Source organism: Rhizobium sp. CF122, assembly GCF_000282035.1.
Classification (GTDB): Bacteria; Pseudomonadota; Alphaproteobacteria; order Rhizobiales; family Rhizobiaceae; genus Rhizobium.
The window spans coordinates 1-21,650 of the sequence record NZ_AKKA01000010.1 but is presented as its reverse complement, the minus strand read 5'-3'; the positions used below and the strand labels follow the sequence as shown (position 1 = coordinate 21,650).

Genomic DNA, 21,650 nt, shown 5'->3' with positions numbered 1-21,650 from the left:
TAAATGACGGTACTTGTGTCGGGTGGGGCAGGGTTCATTGGCGGCAATTTCGTTCTCGATTGGATTGCTCAGTCGGGCGAACGGATCATAAACGTTGACAAGCTGACCTATGCCGGCAACCTCGATACGCTGAAATCGCTGCGGGGAGACGATAGGCATGTCTTTGCGCATGGTGACATCGGCGATAGAGAGTTCATTGAAAGCTTGCTGCGGACTCACCAGCCGCGCGCGATCATAAATTTTGCCGCTGAGAGTCATGTTGACCGGTCGATTCACGGCCCTGCCGCGTTCATCGAGACGAATGTTGTCGGCACGTTTAACCTGCTCGAAGCGGCTCGCGCATTCTGGCAGGAGTTGAACGACAACGAAAAATCACCCTTCCGCTTTCTGCATGTCTCCACGGACGAAGTCTATGGCAGCCTCGGCGCCACCGACGCTCCCTTCAGCGAAAACAATCGTTACGAGCCCAACAGCCCTTATTCCGCAAGCAAGGCCGCGTCGGATCACTTGGTGAGAGCATGGCATCATACTTATGGCCTCCCGGTGCTCACCACCAATTGCAGCAATAACTACGGGCCGTATCACTTCCCAGAGAAGCTGATTCCGCTGGTGATATTGAACGCGCTTGCCGGCAAGCCTCTGCCGATCTACGGCGATGGCCAGCAGATACGAGACTGGCTCTATGTGAAGGATCATTGCAGCGCGATCCGAACGGTGTTGGCCAATGGCCGAGTCGGCGAGGTCTACAATGTCGGCGGCTGGAACGAGAAGCCCAATTTGGCGGTGGTGCACACGATCTGCGATACGCTCGACGCGCTGAAGCCGCGGCAAGGCGCCGGATCATATCGCGATCAGATTACCTTCGTGAAGGATCGCCCGGGACATGATCGGCGATACGCGATCGACGCACGCAAGATCGAGCGGGATCTGGGCTGGAAACCCGTCGAGACCTTCGAAAGCGGCATAGAAAAGACTATTTCCTGGTATCTCAACAATCAGGACTGGGTGACCAATGTGACATCCGGCGCCTACCGGGATTGGCTCACTCAGCAGTACGAGAATTGACAATGCGTCCCTTGCTGATCACAGGTGCTGATGGGCAGGTCGGCTTCGAACTGCGGCGTGCTCTTGCATCACGTGGCGATGTCGTTGCTTACGGCCGGGCCGAATTTGACCTGGAAAACGAGGCGAATATCCTCGTCGCGCTGAGAGCGACGAGGCCAGCGATCATATTCAATGCGGCGGCCTATACGGCGGTTGACCGCGCCGAAAGCGAGGCCGCGCGCGCGGGCGCAGTCAACGGAATTGCGCCGGGCGTGATGGCGCGCTGGGCAGCGGATAATGACTGCGTGATGATCCATTACTCGACCGACTACGTTTTTGATGGGGAAAAAGATTCTCCCTATGTCGAAACCGATAGCACCAACCCACAGTCCGTTTACGGGAAAAGCAAACTGCAGGGCGAGGAGGCGGTGCGCGCGGCAGGGGGGCAGCATCTTATTCTTCGGACCAGCTGGGTTTACGGCCATCATGGTCACAATTTTTTAAAGACGATTCTCCGATTGGCTTCGGAGCGCGAAACGCTTCGAATTGTTGCTGATCAGGTGGGCGCGCCGACATCGGCGGCTCTGATCGCCAATACGACCGCGCGCATCGCGGACAAAATTCTGACGGATAAAAGCGCTGGTTCGGGAGTTTTTCACCTCACCGCCCAAGGCAGTGCTTCCTGGTACGACTATGCCTGCCATATCGTTGATAGAGCGACCGCGCGCGGCTTTGGGGGATTGCTGCCGACGGGCAAAATCGAGCCTATCTCCACGAGAGACTATCCTACGCCTGCAAAGCGTCCGCTCAACTCACGGCTAAATTGTGCCAAATTGATGGATTGCTTTGACTTGCCACTGTCGCCGTGGCAGGACGGCGTTGAAGAGGTCATTGGTCAGCTTGCGGCGCCAAACTAGGCGCGATCGACTTGTCGGCGTGTTGAAATCGTGATGCTAAGATCAAGCAGTCGGAACGAGAATTCTGAAATAGGGTTTTAAAATGGGTAGGGCACGTAAAGGAATTATTCTTGCTGGTGGATCTGGGACGCGCCTATACCCGGCGACGCTCGCGGTCAGTAAGCAGCTGCTGCCGATCTACGACAAGCCTATGATCTATTATCCGCTGACCACGCTGATGCTGGCAGGCATCCGCGACATCTTGGTCATTTCCACCCCGCAGGATACGCCGCGGTTCAAGCAATTGCTGCAGGATGGAAGCCAGTGGGGAATCAATCTTGACTACGCCGTGCAACCTAGCCCCGATGGCCTCGCGCAGGCGTTCTTGATTGGTGAGGATTTTCTGGGCGATGCACCATCTGCCCTGGTGCTAGGCGACAACATATTTTATGGGCATGATTTCGCGAAGCTGTTGCATGGCGCGCATTCGGTGGCCGAGGGCGCGACCGTATTTGCATACCACGTCCAGGATCCGCAGCGTTACGGCGTCGTCGACTTCGACGAGAAGGGGCGCGCGATAAGCCTCGAAGAAAAACCCAAGTTGCCGAAGAGCAATTACGCGGTCACGGGTCTTTATTTCTATGACAACCAAGTGATCGATATCGCCAAGTCGCTGAAGCCTTCGCCGAGAGGCGAGCTGGAAATAACAGACTTGAACGCTGTATACCTCGCAAGGGGCCAGTTAGACGTGCAAACGATGGGTCGCGGCTACGCTTGGTTGGATACCGGCACCCATGAATCAATGCTCGAGGCCAGCCACTACATCGAGACAATCGAAAGCCGCCAGGGCTTGAAAGTTGCTTGCCCTGAAGAAATCGCTTTTCGAAGCGGATGGATCGATGGCGGCCAACTCGAGGCTTTGGCCGAGCCACTGAAGAAGAACTCCTACGGCCAATATCTGCTACGGCTCTTGCGCGAGAAGGTGTTCTACACCGATCCGGCATCGCTTCCATCGCCCAAGTGAAAGGAGAGCAATGAAGGTCATCGACACCACCATACCGGACGTGAAAATCATAGAGCCGGCGGTATTCTCTGACGATCGTGGATTTTTCTTCGAAAGTTTCAATCAAAGAAAATTCGAAGCGGCGATTGGCCGGTCTGTTTCCTTTGTGCAGGACAACCATAGCCGATCCACGCAAGGTGTCCTCCGGGGATTGCACTACCAGCTTGAACCGCATGCCCAGGCGAAGTTGGTTCGTGTGTCGCTTGGTGCCGTATTCGATGTCGCGGTGGATATTAGGCGCTCGTCACCGACGTTCGGCCAATGGGCTGGTGCCTTGTTATCAGCCGAAAACAAGCGACAATTCTGGATCCCGGAAGGCTTCGCCCATGGGTTCGTTACGATCAGCGAGCAGGCGGAATTTCTCTATAAGACAACAAACTACTATGCGCCCGAAAGCGACCGCGGTATCCGATGGGATGACCCGGTCATTGGTATCGATTGGCAGGGCGTCAAGGATCCGCTCCTATCGGCAAAGGATGGAGCTCAACCGCTTCTGGCGGACGCGGTGACCTTTGGCTGAAGGGCCATCAAGTGAGGACGGCGCTGGCTCACTTGGGCTCTGCAACGGCATGATATCGGCCTGAATCACCGGCCATGTCGAGCCGCGAAAACCCATAATTGCATCGCGGCGAAATTGATCAGAGGGATCAAAACGCTGATGATGCCGAAAACGACCCAGCTGTCGCTCTGCGGAAGACCGCTCATTTCCCTGTTAACGGCGGCGATCACTGCGATACTTACGAACTGCATCACGCAAAATTTCGCCCATTCCCGCATTGCGCTGCCCTTCGACCGGAACGTGATCCGGCGATGAGCAAGAAAGGAAACGGGGACCAGCAAGGCGTAGGTCGCGAAGGCGGCGATGCTTCTTCCCATCCCGAGACCGTACACGAATAGATTTGCGATAACGAAATACGCCAATGTGTTCACGATGCCGATGAGGACGAATTTCACGAATCTAACAAGCGTGTCTCTGTCGGAAAACGACGTGGCGCTCACGGGCGACCTGCGACGTAATATTGGGCGCCGAAGGGCAGGCTGCCAAACATATCGTCAACAACTCTGGCGACACCATCGATGGCCGGTACCGTCAATATATATCGACCTTCGATGTTCTTGAGGCCGGCGTCGCCGAGAATCGATGCCGTTTGCCGTTTGGTGAGGAGGACCGCATTTTCATCGAACGGGCAATTGGAGACGATCCACTTGGTCAAAGGGTTGTAGGGATTGTGTTCGAAGATGACGACAAGGCCGCCCTTGCGCGTGACGCGCACCATTTCGCGGCTGAATTCATTCCATTGTTGCGGGGGAACGTGGTGCATCACGCAGATGGCGAACGACGCGTCGAATGTTCCATCGCCGAATGGCATCGCCGTCCCGTCGTAGTCAACATAATCCACATTCGGATTATTCTTCCGCCCTTCTTCGATGCACTCGGACGACGGATCGATCCCGGTGATCTTCCCGACGCTGTCCTTGAGGAGCGGATGATAGCTTCCGACGCCGCAGCCGACGTCGAGAATACTCAGGGACATCGGATTTCCGACTTTCTCGCGCAGAAGTGAGACCAGCCGAACAGCCTTGGCCTTCGTGAAAAAGTCGAGCTTCAGACCAGAAAATGAGATCGCCTGGTTGACGGTGTCGGCATAAGTTGTTCGATACGCGTCAAATTCGCTATTGTTTTGGTTGCTCAAGGTCAGGGCCCTCCTATAGAAGCTTGAGAGCGCAAGTACCACTGTCGAAGCAGGCTCCGCAACCTAAAGAGAAGGCAATGCCGGTTCGCATACTACACTTGGCCTTCGCGGTAAACCTTTCGGTGGTCGGTGCCATCGCGCTGTGCGCCCACTATGTCTGGGTCGAGCATCCGGCCTACACTTGGGACTATGCGAACTACTGGAACTTTTTCAAATCCTACGGTTGGGAGCTTACGCAATCGCCAATTGCGGTTGCCAAGGACTGGATGGCAAGCATTCAGTCCGACGATTATAATCCGTCGGCGGTCCTGCCCCTTCTGCCTTTTTACCTTTTGTTCGGGGGCAATCGTACTTCCTATATAACGGCGATCGTGCTGGTTTATCTCATCCCGACCGCTTTAACGGCGACCGCGGTTAGCGCTGCCGTCGCAAGGGCGAGTATGACGATTGCGATTTTTGTGGTCTGCCTGACTTTTCCGCAATTCTGGCAAGCTGCCCTTCGTGGCGAACCTGATATCGTCGGCACTTTCTTTCTGGGGTCGGCAACTCTTCTTCTTATAACCTCCGATTTTCTCTCGCGATCGCCGGTTGTCTATGGACTGGCGATCGGATCCGCATTGTATGCGCCATTTCTGCTTCGTCGTTGGTATGCCTACAGCATAGTGATTTTTTTTGTCGCCGCTTTCGTTGTCGGCCTTGCCAAAAGACTTTACAGCGGGGCTGATGTGAGATCGATCATGATGCTGGTTCTGGGGCTGGCGGTAGCCGGGGGCACGGCTACGGTTCTTGGCTTGTCATTGCAGTTTGCTTTCATCAAGAAGATCTCGGCAGTCTCCTATGGGGATCTGTACAGCGCGTACCAAAGGCCGATCAGCGAACACATCCTCATCATTGCGAGACGAGCCAGCGTGTATACGTGGGTACCTACCGTGGTCGGTATCATTGTCGCAATTCATCGGCGAAATTTCGAGGCGATGTTTTGCTTGCTGGCAGCCGTCGGAACCTTCTTCTTCTTCATACAGACCCAGTATCTCGGCATTCATCATGCGCTGCCGATTTTCTTTTGGCTTACACCCTTACTGATCATCGGCTTTCAGTGGCTTGCGGAGAAGCTTGGTACCAGCTTGACTCCCATTGCCGTGCCGTCGGTCGCGGCTCTCTATCTGGCAGTTTCTCCCTCATCAGACTCGCTCAACAAATTCTGGTCGCTTTTCATACCATCCGAGAACATGCGGCCGCTTCATCTCGAAAATTTCGACCAATACCAGAAGCTTACTAACGATCTCGAGAATAATGCGAAAGCCGGGGGCAAGGTCGCCGTCTTTGCTTCCAGCAAACAACTCTCGGATTCGCTACTGGTCGCGCTGGAACCAAAATTGACGCCCGCGATGGTCCTAGCACCGCACATAGCCGCGGCCCAGGGTTTCCCCCTGGACTTGTTCGACGTCGATTTTGGGGTCACCGCAACGCCCGACCAAACGCACCAAGCCCCTGGTGCGCAAGATAATATCGTGGTGCCAGGTCTCTGGATCAAGGAGGGAAAAGGCTTCGGGCAAGCGTTCGAACGCGTTTCGGAATACAGGCTCCAAGGCATGACGGCCTATCTCTATCGCCGCGTGCGTGCCGTCACGGCTGAAGAGAGGACGCAGTTGATGAACGAACTTGCGCGACATTATCCCGGATTACCGGATCTCTATCCCCCGAGCGGAAAACAATGAACATGAGCGAAGACATTAGGCTTTCCATCGTTGTCCCCGTCTATAACGGGAAGGATACGATACGGGAACTGACCGCCCAGATCTCGTCGACTCTCGCGCCATCCGAGTATGCCGAGTACTACGAGATCATATTGGTCAACGACTGTGGCAAGGCAGACGCGTGGCCGACCATCAGGGAGCTCGCAGTTGAATTTCCATATGTGCGGGGCATAAACCTCAGAAAGAACTTCGGGCAGCACAATGCGACAATGGCCGGCCTTTCGTATGCGAGGGCCGACATCATTATCGTGATGGACGAGGATCTCCAACATCCTCCGTCCGCCATCCTGCCGCTGGCGGCATCGATCCGCGCCGGCAACGATGTTTGCTACACCCGCTACCAAGACCGCAAGCATGCCACATGGAAGCGCTGGGGCAGCAGCTTCAATGATTTCATGGCACAATGGATCATTCGCAAGCCGCGTGGCCTTTACCTTTCGTCCTACAAGGCGGTCAGCAAGGGTGTCGCGGAAGCGATCCTGGGCTATGACGGTCCATATCCTTACATCGACGGTCTGCTGTTATCCACCACGAATTCCATCGACGCGATCGATGTATATCACCAGGAGCGCCTGTCGGGCGTGAGCAGCTACAACCTGAGGAGACTGGTCTCCCTATGGCTGAAAATGGCAACGGGAACCTCGGTTTATCCGTTGAGACTCGCTACTTTCGCAGGCTTTGCCGTGGCTGTCGTCAGCCTGTTGCTGCTGCTCTATGTGTTGGCGATTCGCATGCTGAACCCGGATATACCGCACGGCTGGGCGTCCGTCGTTTGTACGATCCTGTTCATCGGCGGAATGCAGATGGTTTTTCTCGGCGTAGTGGGCGAGTACGTGGGGCGCATCTACCTGCGTCTCAACAAGGTTCCCCAGTTTATAGTCCGGGACACGACCTTTCCGGCGACCAGGATGGGCAAGCGTGCGGCATCCGAGAACGACCAGCGGTGAAACGGGGCTGAGAGGCTGGCTGGGCGGAAGCATTAGCATGATTGTCAATTCTTACAGAAGCGCGGTTGTCTCCTATGCGGCGCTTTTCCTCATTCTTACGTCCGTATTCTGGATCGGCGGCGAAGTCGTCGCCCCCGACCGCCAGTTTTTGGAACTGGCTGCGGTCGACCCGACCGGTTCACCCCGGATCGAGAATCGAAAATTTGGTGATTTTACCAAGGCCTACATTCCGGAAATCCTAGCGCAGATGAGCAGCAAGCGTTCCGGCTGGCTAACCTACTGGACCGATCAGAATGAACTGGGCAGACCCCTCCAGCACCTCTTCGGTTTCAGCCCCGCTTACTTTCCATCATGGATCATCTCAAGGCTGACGAATAACCCGTGGGTATTTATTAGCATACTGTCGTTATCGACATGCTTCGTATCCGGCTTGTTCCTTATTTTGTTGTGCCGCGAGTGGCAGCTTTCTCCCATGGCGGCACTCATTGCGGCCATCACCTTCGCCGCATCCCCCTATTTCATGTATTGGCTAACGTTTCCGATGTTTTCCTCGGTGTGGTGCTGGTCGACAGGTGCGTTGTGGGCAATGACACGGCTAGCCAGGAGGATCGATCTCCTGGTTTGCGGTGCGTTGGCGTTCATCGTCTATAGCCTGCTAATGACGGGTTATCCCCAGATCATCATGTTTCACACCTACTTGCTTGTGGCATACGGCCTCCACCTCGCCGCCAAGAAAGCGCGCTCAGAAACCCGTCAATGCGTTCACTTCATGGCGGCATGCTTTTCCGCCGTTGTCGTCGGCACGGTTTCAGTCCTGCCAGTCTATGCCGATTTGTTTGTGCTTCGCGCCGATTCCGCACGCGTCTCGACGGATCCAGCGTTTTTCCTGAGCGCCTTGCCGCCGCTGAATAGCATGTCAGATTTTGTGCAGCTGTTAGTGTTCGGTATTGTACCCGAGCTATTTGGAAACCCCATTTCTCCTTCATATCCCTGGCCCTATAACGGAATCAGTATCACGGTGGTTGTGGCTTTCTTCGGTATCTTCGTATTGATTTCCGGGCTTCGACGAACATGGCCGTGGTGGCTAGCAATTTCAGTTGTCGTACTGTTTTCGGTTTGCACTCGGCTATATGCCTTCGGGATCCATCATCTTGGATTCAATCTCTCCCGCAACAATCCGCTTGATCTCATCATGATTCCGCTGATCGCGATCGTGGCCTTCGGCGCAGACTCGCTGTTAGGAAATCGCGAGGGGCTTCGATGGAAAGTATTGGCTGCGGCTGCCTGCTCTAGTATATTTGTTATCTTCGCGGTTTCATACGGTATTTATGGTGGTCTAAATATAAAATGGGCGTCTTCTCTCTGTATGTTGGCGGTTTTATTTCTATTTGCTGCTCAATTCAGAAAAACAAATGAGCTATACATTATTTTGGCTATATTGTTGTCCATGTGGATAACGTCCTACCCCATGATCTTAAGTCAGGATCCGAAGGACATCGCGACATCTTCAGCCCTGACAAGCAAAATACGAGAAAATCTGCCGGACGGCTCGCGCTATGCCGTGGTGTCCGGAGATCTCGCCGTGCTGCCACCGAACTTTAATGCAGCTCTTGGGCTGCCGTCGATACACAGCTATGATAGTCTGTCACCGCGGCGTTACCAGACGCTGATCAAGGAACTGGGAGGGGATGTGTTCACCTATGGGCGGTGGAATTCGTTCATATCCCCCGACTATGAGGGTACGGCGTTCTGGATGAGCAACATCGGGCTTGTGTTGTCCTCTTCCCCCATAGTCAACAGAAATCTCGGCTATCTAGGAACGACATCCGGTGTCCTGCTTTACAGCGTCAAATCGCGAATGGGATATGGCCTACAGCTATTCGGCCAGTTTGCCTCGACGGGCAATGAAATCAGCCTCGCAGATCCAAGGAACTTGCCGTTGCAGGACGTGCATAAGACCGTAGACAAGGGTGACACGGTTGAGTTCGAAGTGAGCGGCAACGCACCATCGCTCGTGGTGCTCAGCCAAAAATTCTATCCCACCTGGATTGCGTCCGTCAGGACCGACCAAGGCTGGCGACCGGCGAGGACAGTCGTTGTCAACGGCGTCTTTCAGGGCGTTGTGCTCTCCGCCGGAGTGACACAGGTTCGCCTCGAATTCAAGCCATACACACGTTTCGCGTGGATCGGACACATCTTCTGGTTTCTTCTGTTCATGCTGATCGTCATCCGTGCGTTACCGCGAGGCAGCAAGCGCATTTCCCCCTAGGGTGTAAACTCATAAAATCGCTTGGTGTTTAGGTGTTTATCGCCCGTCGTGCTTCGAGGCTTCCGAATGAGGGAGCCTTTATGACGCGTCGCCGCTACGAACTCACCGATCGACTGCCTAGCCGCCTGTCGGCAGAACGGCAAGTCCCCGGTTGGTGCCTGAGGCTCTATTGGTCCTGACGCTTCAACGTTGCAACCATTTGCGAAAGCCTGGCGCCGAGGGGCTTTCTCGCGAAATCGAATGCCGCACCTGCCGCTTGTAGCAGTGGCGTAAGCGGATGGTAGATTGACGGCCGGCTGGCCGAGGCTTTTACCAAGCCCAACTCGCGGAGAACATTGAGTACGGAAATACTCCAGAACGGCGCGCCTTGCGTATAGTCGAAGCTCGCAATCGCCAATCCGCTCTTCGCTGCCGTACGCTGCAAGCTTTCGTGGTTGAAGATAACGAAATGTCGCGGCGTGTGATAACCCGCCCAGGAATGATTTCGAAAAAGCCGCGCATCAAGGCTGTCGAAATTCGGTGTCTTGACCCAGATGATGCCATGCGGCGTGAGTAGACCCGCCGCCTTTTTCAGAATAGCGCTCGGATCCTCGACGTGCTCGATGAGATTAAGCATCAGTACAAGGTCGAAAGACCTCCCCGCGGGATCAAAGTCCTCGAAGCGTGTCAGATGAAAGTCGTGGCCTTTGCCGAGGGCTAGGTTTCTCGCCCCGTCGTCAATATCAACGACAGTCGTGTATTTCACTCTCCTGTCTGCCAATTTGACCTGATCGAGTAGGAAGCCTGTGCCGCCGCCGATATCGAGTACGGAAAGGCTATTTCCAGGTATCTTCCGGGTCAGCGCGGCCAACGCGCGCCTATCAAGCCACTCCTTGGTGGCAACAACGAAGTTCTTCTTCGTCTCTTTGAAGGAATAATAGTTGGGTGGGTATATTTCACCGAGCCGATGGCTCAGCATCGGGTCGATGAAGATGACATCACACGCCTGGCAATGATGGAAATCAAACTCCCGATCAGACGTGAAATACTCGATGTCCTTGGCACGTGCGTGAAAACGCGTCTGTTTTCCTTTGCAAAGCGGGCATTGCGGCATTTGACGATCCTAGATCGAGAGCAATTTCAGGAATGTTTGTGCGTATGTTGTCTTGCGCCGCTCGATTATCGGCCCCGCCTTTGTGGTCAGGAGAAAGCGCTCCAACTCCGCGAGATTCGTGTAAGACACCTGAGGTTCCCAGTGGTGGAGAAGATGTCGGTTGAAGCCAGCGCCGCCAAAGGTCGAGCCGAACGGGCCATCTTCGAACATGCGTGTCACAGCTCCATGGGGAACCACGCGGTAATCATTCATTTTACCGGCGGACTCGTCGCGATGTTCTAGAAGCTGGCGCAATGCTCCGAAAAACGGGAACATCATACCAACGCCGATCAGCCAGCCCAGCGACAGCCACCAGAGCCCCAAAAGGAAGGAGATCGCGATAAAGCCGCCGTGCACGGCAATCGCGACAAGCGGCGCCAGCGACAGTTTTTCCTTCGTTTTCGTCTTTTTCTCAACGATGCCCTTGCGCGCAAGCAGCACCTCGATGACGCGCAACCCGAACAACGCCCTGGCGAAGAAGACCAGGTTCAGAGGAAAAAAATAAGTCGATTCGCTGTCATCGACGGATCCAAGCGCTCTGTGATGCTCGAAATGAACCTTGCGATAGGCCGAGACGGTCGTGCCTATCATCCATGAAATATACTGGTCGCACAGTCTATCGCTTTCAGCGCGGTCAGGAGCCAGATTGTAGTGCGCGCCCTCGTGGATGAACAGTTGCAGATAAGCGACCCAGTAACCGATCGACAAAGCACCCAGAAAACCCAGCAGCAGTGCGGGAACGCCTAGCAGCGGAAGGGCGCCAACCAGCACAATCGTCCCAGCCAGCATGGTATAGCCAAACACGATGTCGCGGCGAACCTTGGCGTAGTCGGGTTTCAGAGACTGCAAGAGCTCCTTGTATCTCATATCCCAGACTTCCCGTCTCAATACCGCGAAGTTGGCAGAGAAATCGTCAAACTTCTCTTCTTTCATTGGCCATACCGATCTCCTGAAAACACGTGGATGGACGAAACACGAACTGCCACCCCAAGTCAATGACGCTGTATTTTGACCTGCAGATCGTCATGCCTACTGATCTCGCCCTCACATTCTATTCGGTTCTAAGTTCACTCAAGCGTGATTTAGGCGTTGTATGAGGGCTGCTGCTCCAAGAAGAACCTGCGTCCGCGCTGCGGTCAACAGGCTGCAAGCTTGCCGATGTCCTCGGAAGGGCAATAGCGTCCGGGCGAGTCGCTGAGCTTGACCAATATCAGATCCCCCAGCATCCGCACCGATCCGCGGCGAGGCCATGACGGCATCTGCGCAAATTCAGGGATCAGAGCGTTCCGATCGCCGGGCTCCACTGCGACCAGATCCTGGTAACCAAGCAACCACATAAATGACACGATACGATTCGGGTTACCGCCGTCCCACGAGAAGAACGAGCCGCCAGCGGAGGAGTACAGTCCGACAGGGTAAATGGGGTCCGGGGCTTTCAGGCCACCGAAGAATTCGACTTTGTATGGACCGACCATGTCCGCCACCTCAGAAATTCGCGCGTATAAGCGCGTAGCAGTCGACCTGTCGAATTCGGACCGCAGTAGCCGGACTGTCTGGTAGCCGCTGATGGCCGAGGCGGATTGAAATCCGACCAGGAGGGTCGCGACGACGCCAAGTACCGCGATGCTTCGTTGCTCGGCGTACATCGCGACGATCGCCATTGTCCATAGGGCGACAGGTACTCCGAGCAATGCCCGAGGCGGGAAATACTGACCGCCCGCGATGACGACAAAGCTCAACGGAATGAGAAGGAGGAATATCGCGAAGAGGCCGTCCCGCCACGGCCGCTGCCAGGCGATGACCAAACCAAAAATGACGGTGAGCATTGCGGTCGAATAGAGGGCGGGGCCGTAAATTTCGCCGGCTCCCGCGTATATTTGAAAAAGAAACAGAAGGCTTCTGAGGACGACGTCGCGCACATCCCCGACAAGAACCGACAGGCGCACAAATTGCCCCACATAGCCGGGCGAGACGTCGAATGCCGCCGCGAACAATTTCCCGAGGAAATAATACAGGCCGACGGCTGCTACCCATACCATCAGGGTCTGCAACAGGGCGCGAACCGCCGCTCTCATGGGTGGAGCTGTGATGATGATCCAGGACAGGACGAGAGTGGGAAATACGAAGGTGAAGGATTGATAGAGCGCTATCGCGCAACCTACGAGGATGCTTTCTGCAATTACATGGTAGGGCCGCCCTTCCTTGGTCGCCACACGGGCGATCAGGAGCCTAAGTGCGCCGCAACAACACAGCAGACCCAGTCCGACCTGAACGACGTTTGCGGAAAATTCGAGGATGAAGCTCCATATGGGAAAGCCTACAAATATCGGAAATGCAGCAGTCGCGCGCAAATCCAGAGGTAAATTGCAGGTTCTCAACAAAAGCTGGTAGGCATAGGCCGCTGCAATTCCAAAAATAGCCAATGTGAAATACGGGGCCAGATGCGGCGGAAACAAAATGGTAACAATATAAGCTGCCCACCGCCCCTGCGTTATCCAGTATAGGTACGTGTGACTTCTGATCGTCACCTCCGCATCTATGGACAAGGGTAAAGACGCGAGCATCGGAAAATATACAAAGGCGAAAACAGAGAACAGGATTGATATTCTCTTTGCATCGCTTCCAAAACTCATTGCTTTTCCCAATCTTTCCAGATGCCTGTCAATGACTTCCGTGGCCGACTGCGGAGCTGGCCAGCCGGCACAGCGTCACTGCCCTATCGCATTCCGGCATCTCCGAAAACGGAAGGCGGGTCAAAACGAATCCGGCTGGCAGGAAGTAGCCGCATTGGCGAAGCTCGATACGAAATCCGCATAGGCCATCAAGAATTTTTCAGATTTCAATTCCGCTTCAGCCAATCCGCAAATCGCAGCAAGCCGTCGTCGAAATCGATTTTTGGCGCCCAGTCCAAAGCCCGCCGTGCCCTTTCGATGCTCAAGACGCTCGCGGGCACGTCGAACGGGCGTCCGGGGAGATAACGACGATCAGCTTTCAGTCCGGTGACCCGCTCGATCCCGTCAAGCAGTTCATTGAGGCTGTAGCCGCGCCCGGATCCGATGTTGAAAATGCGCTCGTCGGCTTCCTGAAAAGCCGCTGCTATGAGCGCGTCGATCACGTCGCTGATATAGATGTAGTCGCGAACAACCGAGCCGTCGCCCCAGATCTCGACGGGTTGACCACGCAGTACCTTTCCCAGGAAGACGGCAACAGCTCCTTGGCTTGCCATGACCCGCTGTCTTTCGCCAAATGGATTTGCCAGTCGTAGCACGGAGTATTCGAGGCCATGCAAAGTATAAAATAGATGCAAGTATTTTTCGATCGCGAGTTTGGTTATTCCGTATGATGAGACCGGGGCAGTAGGATGCGTTTCGAGGATCGGCAGTTGCTGAGGAGGGCCATACACCGTTCCTCCCGACGAAACGAATACCACTTTCTTCACTTTGGACTTTATGGCGTGCGACAGCAGCCGGACCGTGCCGACTACGTTGCTCTCGATATCGAAAACCGGGTCGGCGTTGGAAGACTGGGGCAAAGTCGTTGAGACGAGATGAAAGCAAATGTCACATCCTTCAAGCGCGCTAGTTGCCTCGACCTCGCTGGTGAAATCGCCTTCTAAGAGCTCGAAGTTGGGATCGCCGAAATGAGGGTCGCTGATCGGCTGAACATGAGGACGATCAAAGCAGCGGACAAAATGCCCCTGTTTGATCAGTTCGTCGACCAAATGCGATCCGATGAAGCCGCGTCCCCCTAATACCACGCAACGATACTTCGCCTGATTTCGCTGATAAACTGAACTACTCACGATGTTCTCCCCGTATCGCTGCATCCGGCCGGAAAACGGCTCGATATACCTGCTCATATCGTTCGACCATGGCCGATATCTCAAACCGTGCGGCAGCGCTTTGGACCCGCGCAAGCAGGGCTCGATAAAGTGCATGATCGTCAGCTAGACGCGCGAGCAAATCCGCGAGCGCGGGGATGTCGATTTCCCAGTCCTCCAGGTCGAACAGTGCGCCTGCCGGGCCATCCGGTGTTTCCAGCATGCCGGCAATCTCGCCTATATTGCTTGCCAGGACAGGCTTGCCCGACAGGATGCAATCGATCAACACCAGTGGAGCGCTCTCGCCTTTGAAACGTGAGGGCAGGAAACCGATGTCGGAAGCCGCGAAGTAATCTCGGATGTTTGATTGAAAGCCGAGAAAATGCACATGGTCGTCTTGACGCATCGATTGCAATCGGTTGAATTCCGGGCCTTCGCCGATCAATAGCAACTGAATCTTGCGCGTTGAACACTGATTGGCGAGTCCAACGGCCTCGATCGCCTCCGTCCATCCTTTTTCCGGGATAGCGCGCGAGACAAGGCAAACGACAAAATCATCTTCCGCAATTGCTAGGTCCTCGCGGGCGATTGCACTGATTGCCTTCGCGGGCAAGGCATTGTCGATTCGGCTAAAAATCTTGCTATCCACAAGATCTGAAGGAAATGCCAACAGGTTTTTCGTGGCGGTGTACACGAATGCGTCGACGCGTGTTCTCAGCAGAGGCATCAGACCCTGCAATTGCTCCGAGGTCATTAGCTCATACATCCCGTGAGTGGTAACCACCTGCTTTATACTCGAGTTGCCAAGCAGTAGCATCGCGAGTGACATGTCGACCCAGGCGTGGTGCGAGTGGACGATCTCAATTCCCATATTGGTGCATAGTGCGCCTACCTGCTCAAGGTTTTCCAACTCAAGCACGGCCACGCCTGCCGATAACATCGATCTGACGCCCGGTTCGGTTGGTTGCTCTCCGCAGTTCAGCAGAGTGACCGCATAGCCTTTTTGGTACAGCAGATTGGCGAGCATGATGGGGAACGTCTCCCCGCCGCCAGCGGCGAGTGCGTAAACTGCCATCAGTAGATTGGGCCGCCGCGTCTCGGCATGCGGGCGTATCCGATCAAGATCGTAAAGCTGCCTAAATTCCGTTAAGCGGCCGTTACCTCGTTGAGTGCACCAGTGGTTATACAGGATCTCTTCCTGGCGCTTCAGACCGACCTCGTCAAAATGATACATCGCCGCCATGTATTTTGCGACGATCTCATGCTCCCTGTAATAGATATCCTGCTTTTGCGCTCCAACGGACGTGTTCGAAACGTGCTGGCGATAGAAATTCGTGGTGTCCGGACTATAGGCGATCAGTCCGCCACGGATAATAGTGAGATAGAATATCCAGTCTCCGCATAGCCGCAACCGCAGCCACTCCTGGTCCTCAAACAGCTCCATCCGACCGGGATGACGGAACAATGCGCTACTGACATTCGGTACGAGGTTCTTTGCTATCCAGCCGGAATTCACCATCGCATGCGCGGACTGGATGAACGGCCGGTCCCAACAATTCATACCAAGATCGTGAAGATAATCCTCGAGGCTCCAGACTGTCTCTTCGGGAGTGCCTCGCACGAACTCCGTCCGCGCAAAAGCCAGTTTGACCCCTTCGTTCTGGAAACAACGGACTAGTTCCTCCAAAAAATTGTCCGAGCAATAATCATCGCTTTCAGCAATCCACACGAGATCGCCCGTCGCCAGTTCAAGTCCCTTTCTCCATTGATTGAAGACCCCGCCGGAATTCGTCTCATTAAAGTGACATACTGTCTTATCGGGATAGCGCTCGGCAAACGCCTTTAGCACATCCACGCTTCCGTCCTGGGAACAGTCGTCCAGCAAGATCACTTCAGTATGTGGATAGGTCTGGCGGTAGATCGACTCGAGTCTTTGTGGCAGGAAAGCTGCATGATTGAAGTTAGGCACAATGATGGAAACACGTGGTGTGAATCCAGGTGCTGGAGGCGGTACTTCGCCATAAAGCGTTTCAGCCGATAGAGAACTTGTACCGCCAGCTAGAGACTTGCCGCTCAAGATATGTGCCCGCCGGATAACGCCGCGGATCCCTTCGCGCCTGAATACGCCTGCCACCCTCGAAATCGCAAGGCGCCACGAACCCTGATAGAAACGAACGGCAGGGAGAATGGCGCCGGGAAGCGCTGCAATATGATGATACCTGCGACCTATCCCGCCACAAGTGTGTGCCAAGACTCTAAGAAGTACCTTCGCCTTCCGCAAAGGCGCCGTCACACGCCATGAGAACGAGTGACGCAATATCTCGAGATCACGCCGTAGGCTGGCTAGCATTCTGTCGCGTTCCTCAATCGCTTTCCTAAGTTTCGTCGTCTCTTCGGAAAGCTCTTGGATTCGGTCGTCCCGTGCCGATAGCTCCTGCGACAGAGTCGCAAGTCTAACGGATGTCGTTTCAAGCTCCTCTTTGTGCACGTACAGTTTGTCGGCAAGCCGCAACAATGGCTCGATGCGCCGAAATTCACCGGACCAGACCTCAAGTTGCGCTTTGAGGGAGGCCGCATCCAACGAGAGGCGATCGGCAGACACATCGACTAGCGTCGCATAGATGTCGCGCACCAGTGGCGGGCAGGCATCGTCGTTTACCAGATCCCGCAACTTGAAAGTTGTGTGACGAAGCGTCGTATCGAGAAACTCGACTTTATATTTCTCAAGCTCCTGCGGAATGATGTCTAGGCCGAGAGAAGCGGCAATGCGCTTCAACTCATGATCCGGCGATTGCATAAGCCTATCATAATCGACGATAACGCGTCGTGAGCCGCCGCTGAATTGCAAGCTTGTGATGACGTGGCCCAGCCACAGCGAATAGCTTTTCTCCGGTTCGAACCCATCCCTGCTCTCAAGCGACTTAGCGACGCTGCGTGGATTTCGAAGCGCAAGGACATAGCTGACATTGAAACCGCAATGAGAAAATATCTGTTTCCAAAACGGGAGAAGCATGGCAACGCGAGGATCCTTGAATCCAAAAAATCCAGTGCTGCCCACCTTCGACCTCATCAGGTGGACGGCACGCGCGAAGAAACCTTCGCTCTTTAGCTTTTCTACGTCCACCTCGTCGATCGGTCTTAAATGATGCCAATCGCTTTTGAGAGCACGCAGCATCTCAATGTTGATGGCATTCAAATCCAGATCTTCCCAAAATCCCTTGGCGTTATTTCCCTCCACCGACGGCATGAGGTTATCCCCCAAGCCGACTCCAAGAACCTGGAGAGATCGTGTCAAGGCACTTGTACCACTGCGATGCATACCCAGTACAACGACCAAGTTCTGTTCAATATGCTGCATGACGTCTTTCTCAAGCATAAGTTTTATCGAGAAGAACTTCCGCTCGGCATTCGAAGTCGACTATGCCCGTGGCTAGGTTATCTCGTTCTGTCGCGACCCGGAACATCGCGATATCCACGAGGCGATGAAGATACAAGTCACTTCCGTGGACATCCCCTATAACGCCGGCGTTCAGGAAGTAAACTCCAGGATTGAGTGAGCATCTAAAATTGAACTCGACCGTGTATATTTGGCCGGGCTCGACCTGGGCCAGAGCGGTGCGGGGTGATGACGCCGATGCACAACCGCCCAGTTCGACGCCTGCGGTAGTCTTTATCATCATGCCAAAACGAACACGAGTTGCGGGCTTGTCGAAGACAACGGTGTAACTGTAGCGATAGGTGCGCCCCATAATAAGATTGTTGATCTGATCTCCGCCGATCGTCGTCACACGCGGATCTACGATACGAGCGCCATGTGATTCATAATCGATGGTGCTCGCTGGCTTAAGATGCGGATCAAAACTCTCTCTCGCGCCGTCGTCGTGCCTGGCTACAATCGCTTCCGTTCGGTCGCTCGCCACCGCATTTGGCTCATGCGAATTCGTTCTGCAGATTTCTTCGCGGATCGTCGCGCGGGTTTGTTCTGGGGCATAGAGCAGTTTCTGATATGATCCTACAATCTGCTTAGGAATGCCGGCGGCCAGCTTCTCGCCTTGGTCCATCAGAATAGCCCTGTCGCATAGCTCCACGATCTGCGATGCAGAGTGCGATACAAAAAGGATTGTCGCGCCCCTTGCGCGAATTGCTTCGATCTTAGAAAAGCATTTGCGTTGAAACAGTTCGTCTCCGACCGACAGCGCTTCATCAACGATCAAGATCTCCGGCTCGACATTGATAGCAACGGCAAATGCCAGACGGACCATCATACCGCTGGAATAACTTTTGACCGGCTGTTCGATAAAGGCGCCGATATCTGCAAAAGCGGCAATCTCGTCAAAGCGAGCGTTGATTTCATTGGTGCTCAAACCAAGAACTGTCGCGTTCATATAGACATTCTCGCGGCCGGTGAATTCCGGATTGAAGCCGGACCCAAGCTCAAGCAGTGCAGAAATCCGTCCGTTCGTCTCCACTTTGCCGGATGTGGGATTGAGTGTACCGCAGATCAGTTGAAGCAGCGTCGACTTGCCGCTGCCGTTTCGGCCAATTATCCCGACGGTCTCGCCTCTTTGAACTTCCAAGGAAACGTCTTTCAGTGCCCAGAATTCCCTGAAGTAGCGGTTTGGCGTGCCTCCGAGATACCGTTGAAGCCGCGGCATCGCGAGCTGTTTCAACCGATCCCGTGGATGCTCGTAAATCTCGTAGCATTTGCTGGCATGCTCGACCTTGATGGCAACACTAGAGGACATCGGCAAAGCCCTTACGCGTTTTCTGGAACCACACAAAGCCAATCCATGCGATCGTGACAGAAACCAAGGTGTAAATGCAAAAATCGACAAAATCCGGTTGCTTGCCCCAAAAAAGGACATCCCGCGAATACTCGATCATTGGTGTCAACGGGTTCAGGTACATCAATGCGCGGTAGGTTTCCGGCAAGGAACTCGCCGGATAAAATATTGGCGAGAGAAACATAAGGGCCGTAACGATGAGGCCGACAAACTGGGACACATCGCGGATGAAAACCCCTAGGGACGCAAGTATCCAACCTAAACCCAAAGAAAACAGGCAAAACGGCGCAATCAAAAACGGAAAAGACAGAACTGTTGCCTGTGGCGTTCCATAAAAAAGCATGTATGCCAAAAGCCAGACAGAAAGGCTTATGAACAGATGAAACAGTGCTGATCCGATGGCTACGGACGGCAATATCTCAAGTGGGAATACCACTTTCTTGACGTAGTTGACGTTACTAATAATGAGATTTGGCGAACGGCTAATAATCTCGGCGAATAAATTGAAAGGCATCAGTCCTGCGAACAAAATAAGAGCGAACTCTGCCTTGGAGTTGCCGTTTGCACCCCAACGCGCTTTCAATATTTCGCTGAATACGAAAGTGTATATCGCAAGCATGAAGAGCGGATTGAAAAATGACCACAAAATACCGAAAAACGATCCTCGATATCGACCTATTATCTCTCTCTTAATTAAAGCCTTGAGAAGACTTCTATTACGCCAATGACTTACAGCCATCTCTGGCAAGCTCGCAGAAAAACGCTGCATCTGTAAAACAACTCCGCCTCATTCAGTATGGCAGCTAATCCATCCTTGGCCGTAATTTTATGCTGCCTTCGAGCGGCCACTCTACCCTACTATCGATAATTCCCCAATCAACGAGGCCCATACTCAGAGCTGTTAGATTTACTACGCTACTTGGGAATGAGGGTGTCACCGATGCCAACTTCCTTTCCCCGGCAATGGGCTCGCCTCAAAGGTCGCGCACTACACCAGTACGGCGCGCAGGTCAAACTAGACCGAACCGACGTCCCGCTTTCGACTGTCGTGTTGGACTACATCGCCTGTCGAAGCGATACGATAGCTGCGAAGACGATCGATGCGGTTTATCATGTCCGCCAAGAAGCTAAAGCGGCGGGACTCTATATCCTGCCGCAGTCAACGTTCGTGTCTCTTCCAGAGCTCGGTTCTCCAGGGTGCCGGCGGCCGGCGCACGCCGAAATCTGCTTGCCTTACCTGAAATCGGGTAGTTTCCCCATGTCGATATTGGCGTTCCATTAATTGGACGATGGCACCGTCCATTTGCAAAACGGCGGGGGATAAAATGTCTATTCAACACGGAATTCAAAGTCTTCCTCAAGACGCCGATTGCCGCCCGCGCCGCATTTCTTCGCTGCGTTGGAGTGAATCCACGACCTCCACAGGTGTCTTCATGATGATCTCACGATGCGGGAACGGGATTGAAATACCGGCCGCCTTGAACGCATCCCACAATGCCATCAGGACTTGACCGCGGACGTTGGTCAACCCGTTGCTCGGGTCGGAGATCCAGAATCTCAGTTTGAAGTCGAGCGACGATGAGCCAAATGCGGTCATCCAACAGACCGGCAGGGCGTGGGCGCTGGCAACGCGCGGAATGGTTTTCGCAGCTTCGACCGCGATGCGGGCAACCTCGTGTGGGTCGCTGTCGTACGAGGTGCCAAAATTGACCTCGATGCGGACATACTCGCTGGAAAAGGACCAGTTGACGACCTGCTGAGAAATAAAATCCTCGTTCGGGATCAAGTACTCCTTTCCATCTCTCGTGATGACGGAGACGAAACGGGAGCGTAGGTCGCGGATCGCGCCGAAGGTTTCTCCAAGTGTAATCGTGTCGCCCGGTTTGATCGACTTATCGAGAAGGATGATGATTCCGGAAATGAAATTGGAGACCACTTTCTGCAGGCCGAAACCGATGCCGACGCCGACGGCACCCGAAAAAATCGTGAGGGCCGTCAGGTCGATGCCCGTTGCAGATAGGGCGACCGCAATCGCCAGTCCGATCAAGCTGATCTTGATGAGCTTGCTGACGAGGACTTTTAGCGATGGTGTGAGATCCGCAGAGTTCTGTATCCAATGGGACGACATGCTACCGATCAGAACGGCCAGCCAGACCAGCGTGGCAGAAAGGACGATGGCCTTCAAGACCAGCAACATCGAAAGACGGGCAGCACCGAGGTTGACGGCAACGCCATCAAGGGCGG

At 54.3% G+C, this 21,650-nt stretch carries 17 protein-coding genes; 7 read left to right on the top strand and 10 right to left on the bottom strand.

All coding sequences use genetic code 11. The annotated features are described in order from the left end of the window. Positions 1–3 precede the first annotated feature (3 nt). The 4 genes from rfbB (at position 4) to rfbC (ending at position 3,523) form a co-directional block, all read left to right on the top strand. Positions 4–1,065 (top strand): dTDP-glucose 4,6-dehydratase, encoded by a 1,062-nt coding sequence (gene rfbB / locus PMI09_RS02705; protein ID WP_007788613.1) that lies wholly within the window; start codon positions 4–6, stop codon positions 1,063–1,065. A gap of 2 nt (positions 1,066–1,067) precedes the next feature. Further along, positions 1,068–1,961 carry a dTDP-4-dehydrorhamnose reductase gene (rfbD, locus tag PMI09_RS02700; protein WP_007788612.1) on the top strand — a complete coding sequence of 298 codons (894 nt, stop codon included), beginning with the start codon at positions 1,068–1,070 and terminating at the stop codon, positions 1,959–1,961. An 82-nt stretch (positions 1,962–2,043) separates the two neighbouring features. Further along, a complete protein-coding gene (gene rfbA, locus PMI09_RS02695) occupies positions 2,044–2,964 on the top strand; it encodes a glucose-1-phosphate thymidylyltransferase RfbA (protein ID WP_007788610.1) in 921 nt (306 codons plus the stop codon). 10 nt (positions 2,965–2,974) lie between these two features. Next, positions 2,975–3,523, top strand: a complete 549-nt coding sequence (gene rfbC, locus PMI09_RS02690) for a dTDP-4-dehydrorhamnose 3,5-epimerase (protein ID WP_007788608.1) — start codon at positions 2,975–2,977, stop codon at positions 3,521–3,523. A 65-nt stretch (positions 3,524–3,588) separates the two neighbouring features. Here rfbC and PMI09_RS02685 read toward each other — a convergent pair whose 3' ends face one another. Both PMI09_RS02685 and PMI09_RS02680 read right to left on the bottom strand, forming a co-directional pair. Continuing rightward, entirely contained in the window at positions 3,589–3,957 is a 369-nt protein-coding gene (locus PMI09_RS02685; protein WP_157213324.1) for a GtrA family protein, read from the bottom strand. 41 nt (positions 3,958–3,998) lie between these two features. Further along, a complete protein-coding gene (locus PMI09_RS02680) occupies positions 3,999–4,697 on the bottom strand; it encodes a class I SAM-dependent methyltransferase (protein ID WP_007788605.1) in 699 nt (232 codons plus the stop codon). Between the two features lie 77 nt (positions 4,698–4,774). On the opposite strand from PMI09_RS02680, the gene PMI09_RS02675 reads away from it, so the two are divergent. Genes PMI09_RS02675 through PMI09_RS02665 form a run of 3 tightly spaced genes read left to right on the top strand, consistent with a single transcriptional unit; the run spans position 4,775 to position 9,670 of the window. Continuing rightward, positions 4,775–6,415, top strand: a complete 1,641-nt coding sequence (locus PMI09_RS02675; protein ID WP_007788603.1) for a hypothetical protein — start codon at positions 4,775–4,777, stop codon at positions 6,413–6,415. A 2-nt stretch (positions 6,416–6,417) separates the two neighbouring features. Continuing rightward, on the top strand, positions 6,418–7,401 hold the full coding sequence (locus PMI09_RS02670; RefSeq protein WP_202801593.1) for a glycosyltransferase family 2 protein: 984 nt from the start codon (positions 6,418–6,420) through the stop codon (positions 7,399–7,401). A gap of 37 nt (positions 7,402–7,438) precedes the next feature. Next, a complete protein-coding gene (locus PMI09_RS02665; RefSeq protein ID WP_007788600.1) occupies positions 7,439–9,670 on the top strand; it encodes a hypothetical protein in 2,232 nt (743 codons plus the stop codon). 166 nt (positions 9,671–9,836) lie between these two features. On the opposite strand, the gene PMI09_RS02660 is transcribed toward PMI09_RS02665, so the two are convergent. The 8 genes from PMI09_RS02660 to PMI09_RS02615 all read right to left on the bottom strand — a co-directional run. Continuing rightward, positions 9,837–10,763 (bottom strand): class I SAM-dependent methyltransferase, encoded by a 927-nt coding sequence (locus tag PMI09_RS02660; RefSeq protein WP_007788599.1) that lies wholly within the window; start codon positions 10,761–10,763, stop codon positions 9,837–9,839. Positions 10,764–10,772: 9 nt separating this feature from the next. Next, positions 10,773–11,735 (bottom strand): fatty acid desaturase, encoded by a 963-nt coding sequence (locus tag PMI09_RS02655; protein ID WP_007788597.1) that lies wholly within the window; start codon positions 11,733–11,735, stop codon positions 10,773–10,775. Between the two features lie 203 nt (positions 11,736–11,938). Continuing rightward, on the bottom strand, positions 11,939–13,435 hold the full coding sequence (locus PMI09_RS02650) for a glucosyltransferase domain-containing protein (protein WP_007788595.1): 1,497 nt from the start codon (positions 13,433–13,435) through the stop codon (positions 11,939–11,941). Positions 13,436–13,641: 206 nt separating this feature from the next. Then, on the bottom strand, positions 13,642–14,604 hold the full coding sequence (locus tag PMI09_RS02645; protein WP_007788593.1) for an NAD-dependent epimerase/dehydratase family protein: 963 nt from the start codon (positions 14,602–14,604) through the stop codon (positions 13,642–13,644). After that, positions 14,597–17,980 (bottom strand): glycosyltransferase, encoded by a 3,384-nt coding sequence (locus tag PMI09_RS29655; RefSeq protein WP_007788591.1) that lies wholly within the window; start codon positions 17,978–17,980, stop codon positions 14,597–14,599. Before PMI09_RS29655 ends, PMI09_RS02645 begins: the two co-directional genes overlap by 8 nt. A gap of 10 nt (positions 17,981–17,990) precedes the next feature. Beyond that, complete coding sequence (locus tag PMI09_RS02630; protein WP_007788588.1) at positions 17,991–19,367, bottom strand: ABC transporter ATP-binding protein; 1,377 nt, start codon at positions 19,365–19,367, stop codon at positions 17,991–17,993. Next, a complete protein-coding gene (locus tag PMI09_RS02625) occupies positions 19,357–20,175 on the bottom strand; it encodes an ABC transporter permease (protein WP_037081689.1) in 819 nt (272 codons plus the stop codon). The genes PMI09_RS02630 and PMI09_RS02625 overlap by 11 nt, the downstream gene beginning before the upstream one ends. A gap of 588 nt (positions 20,176–20,763) precedes the next feature. Beyond that, a partial coding sequence (locus PMI09_RS02615; RefSeq protein ID WP_007788583.1) for a mechanosensitive ion channel family protein occupies positions 20,764–21,650 on the bottom strand: 887 nt, incomplete at its 5' end.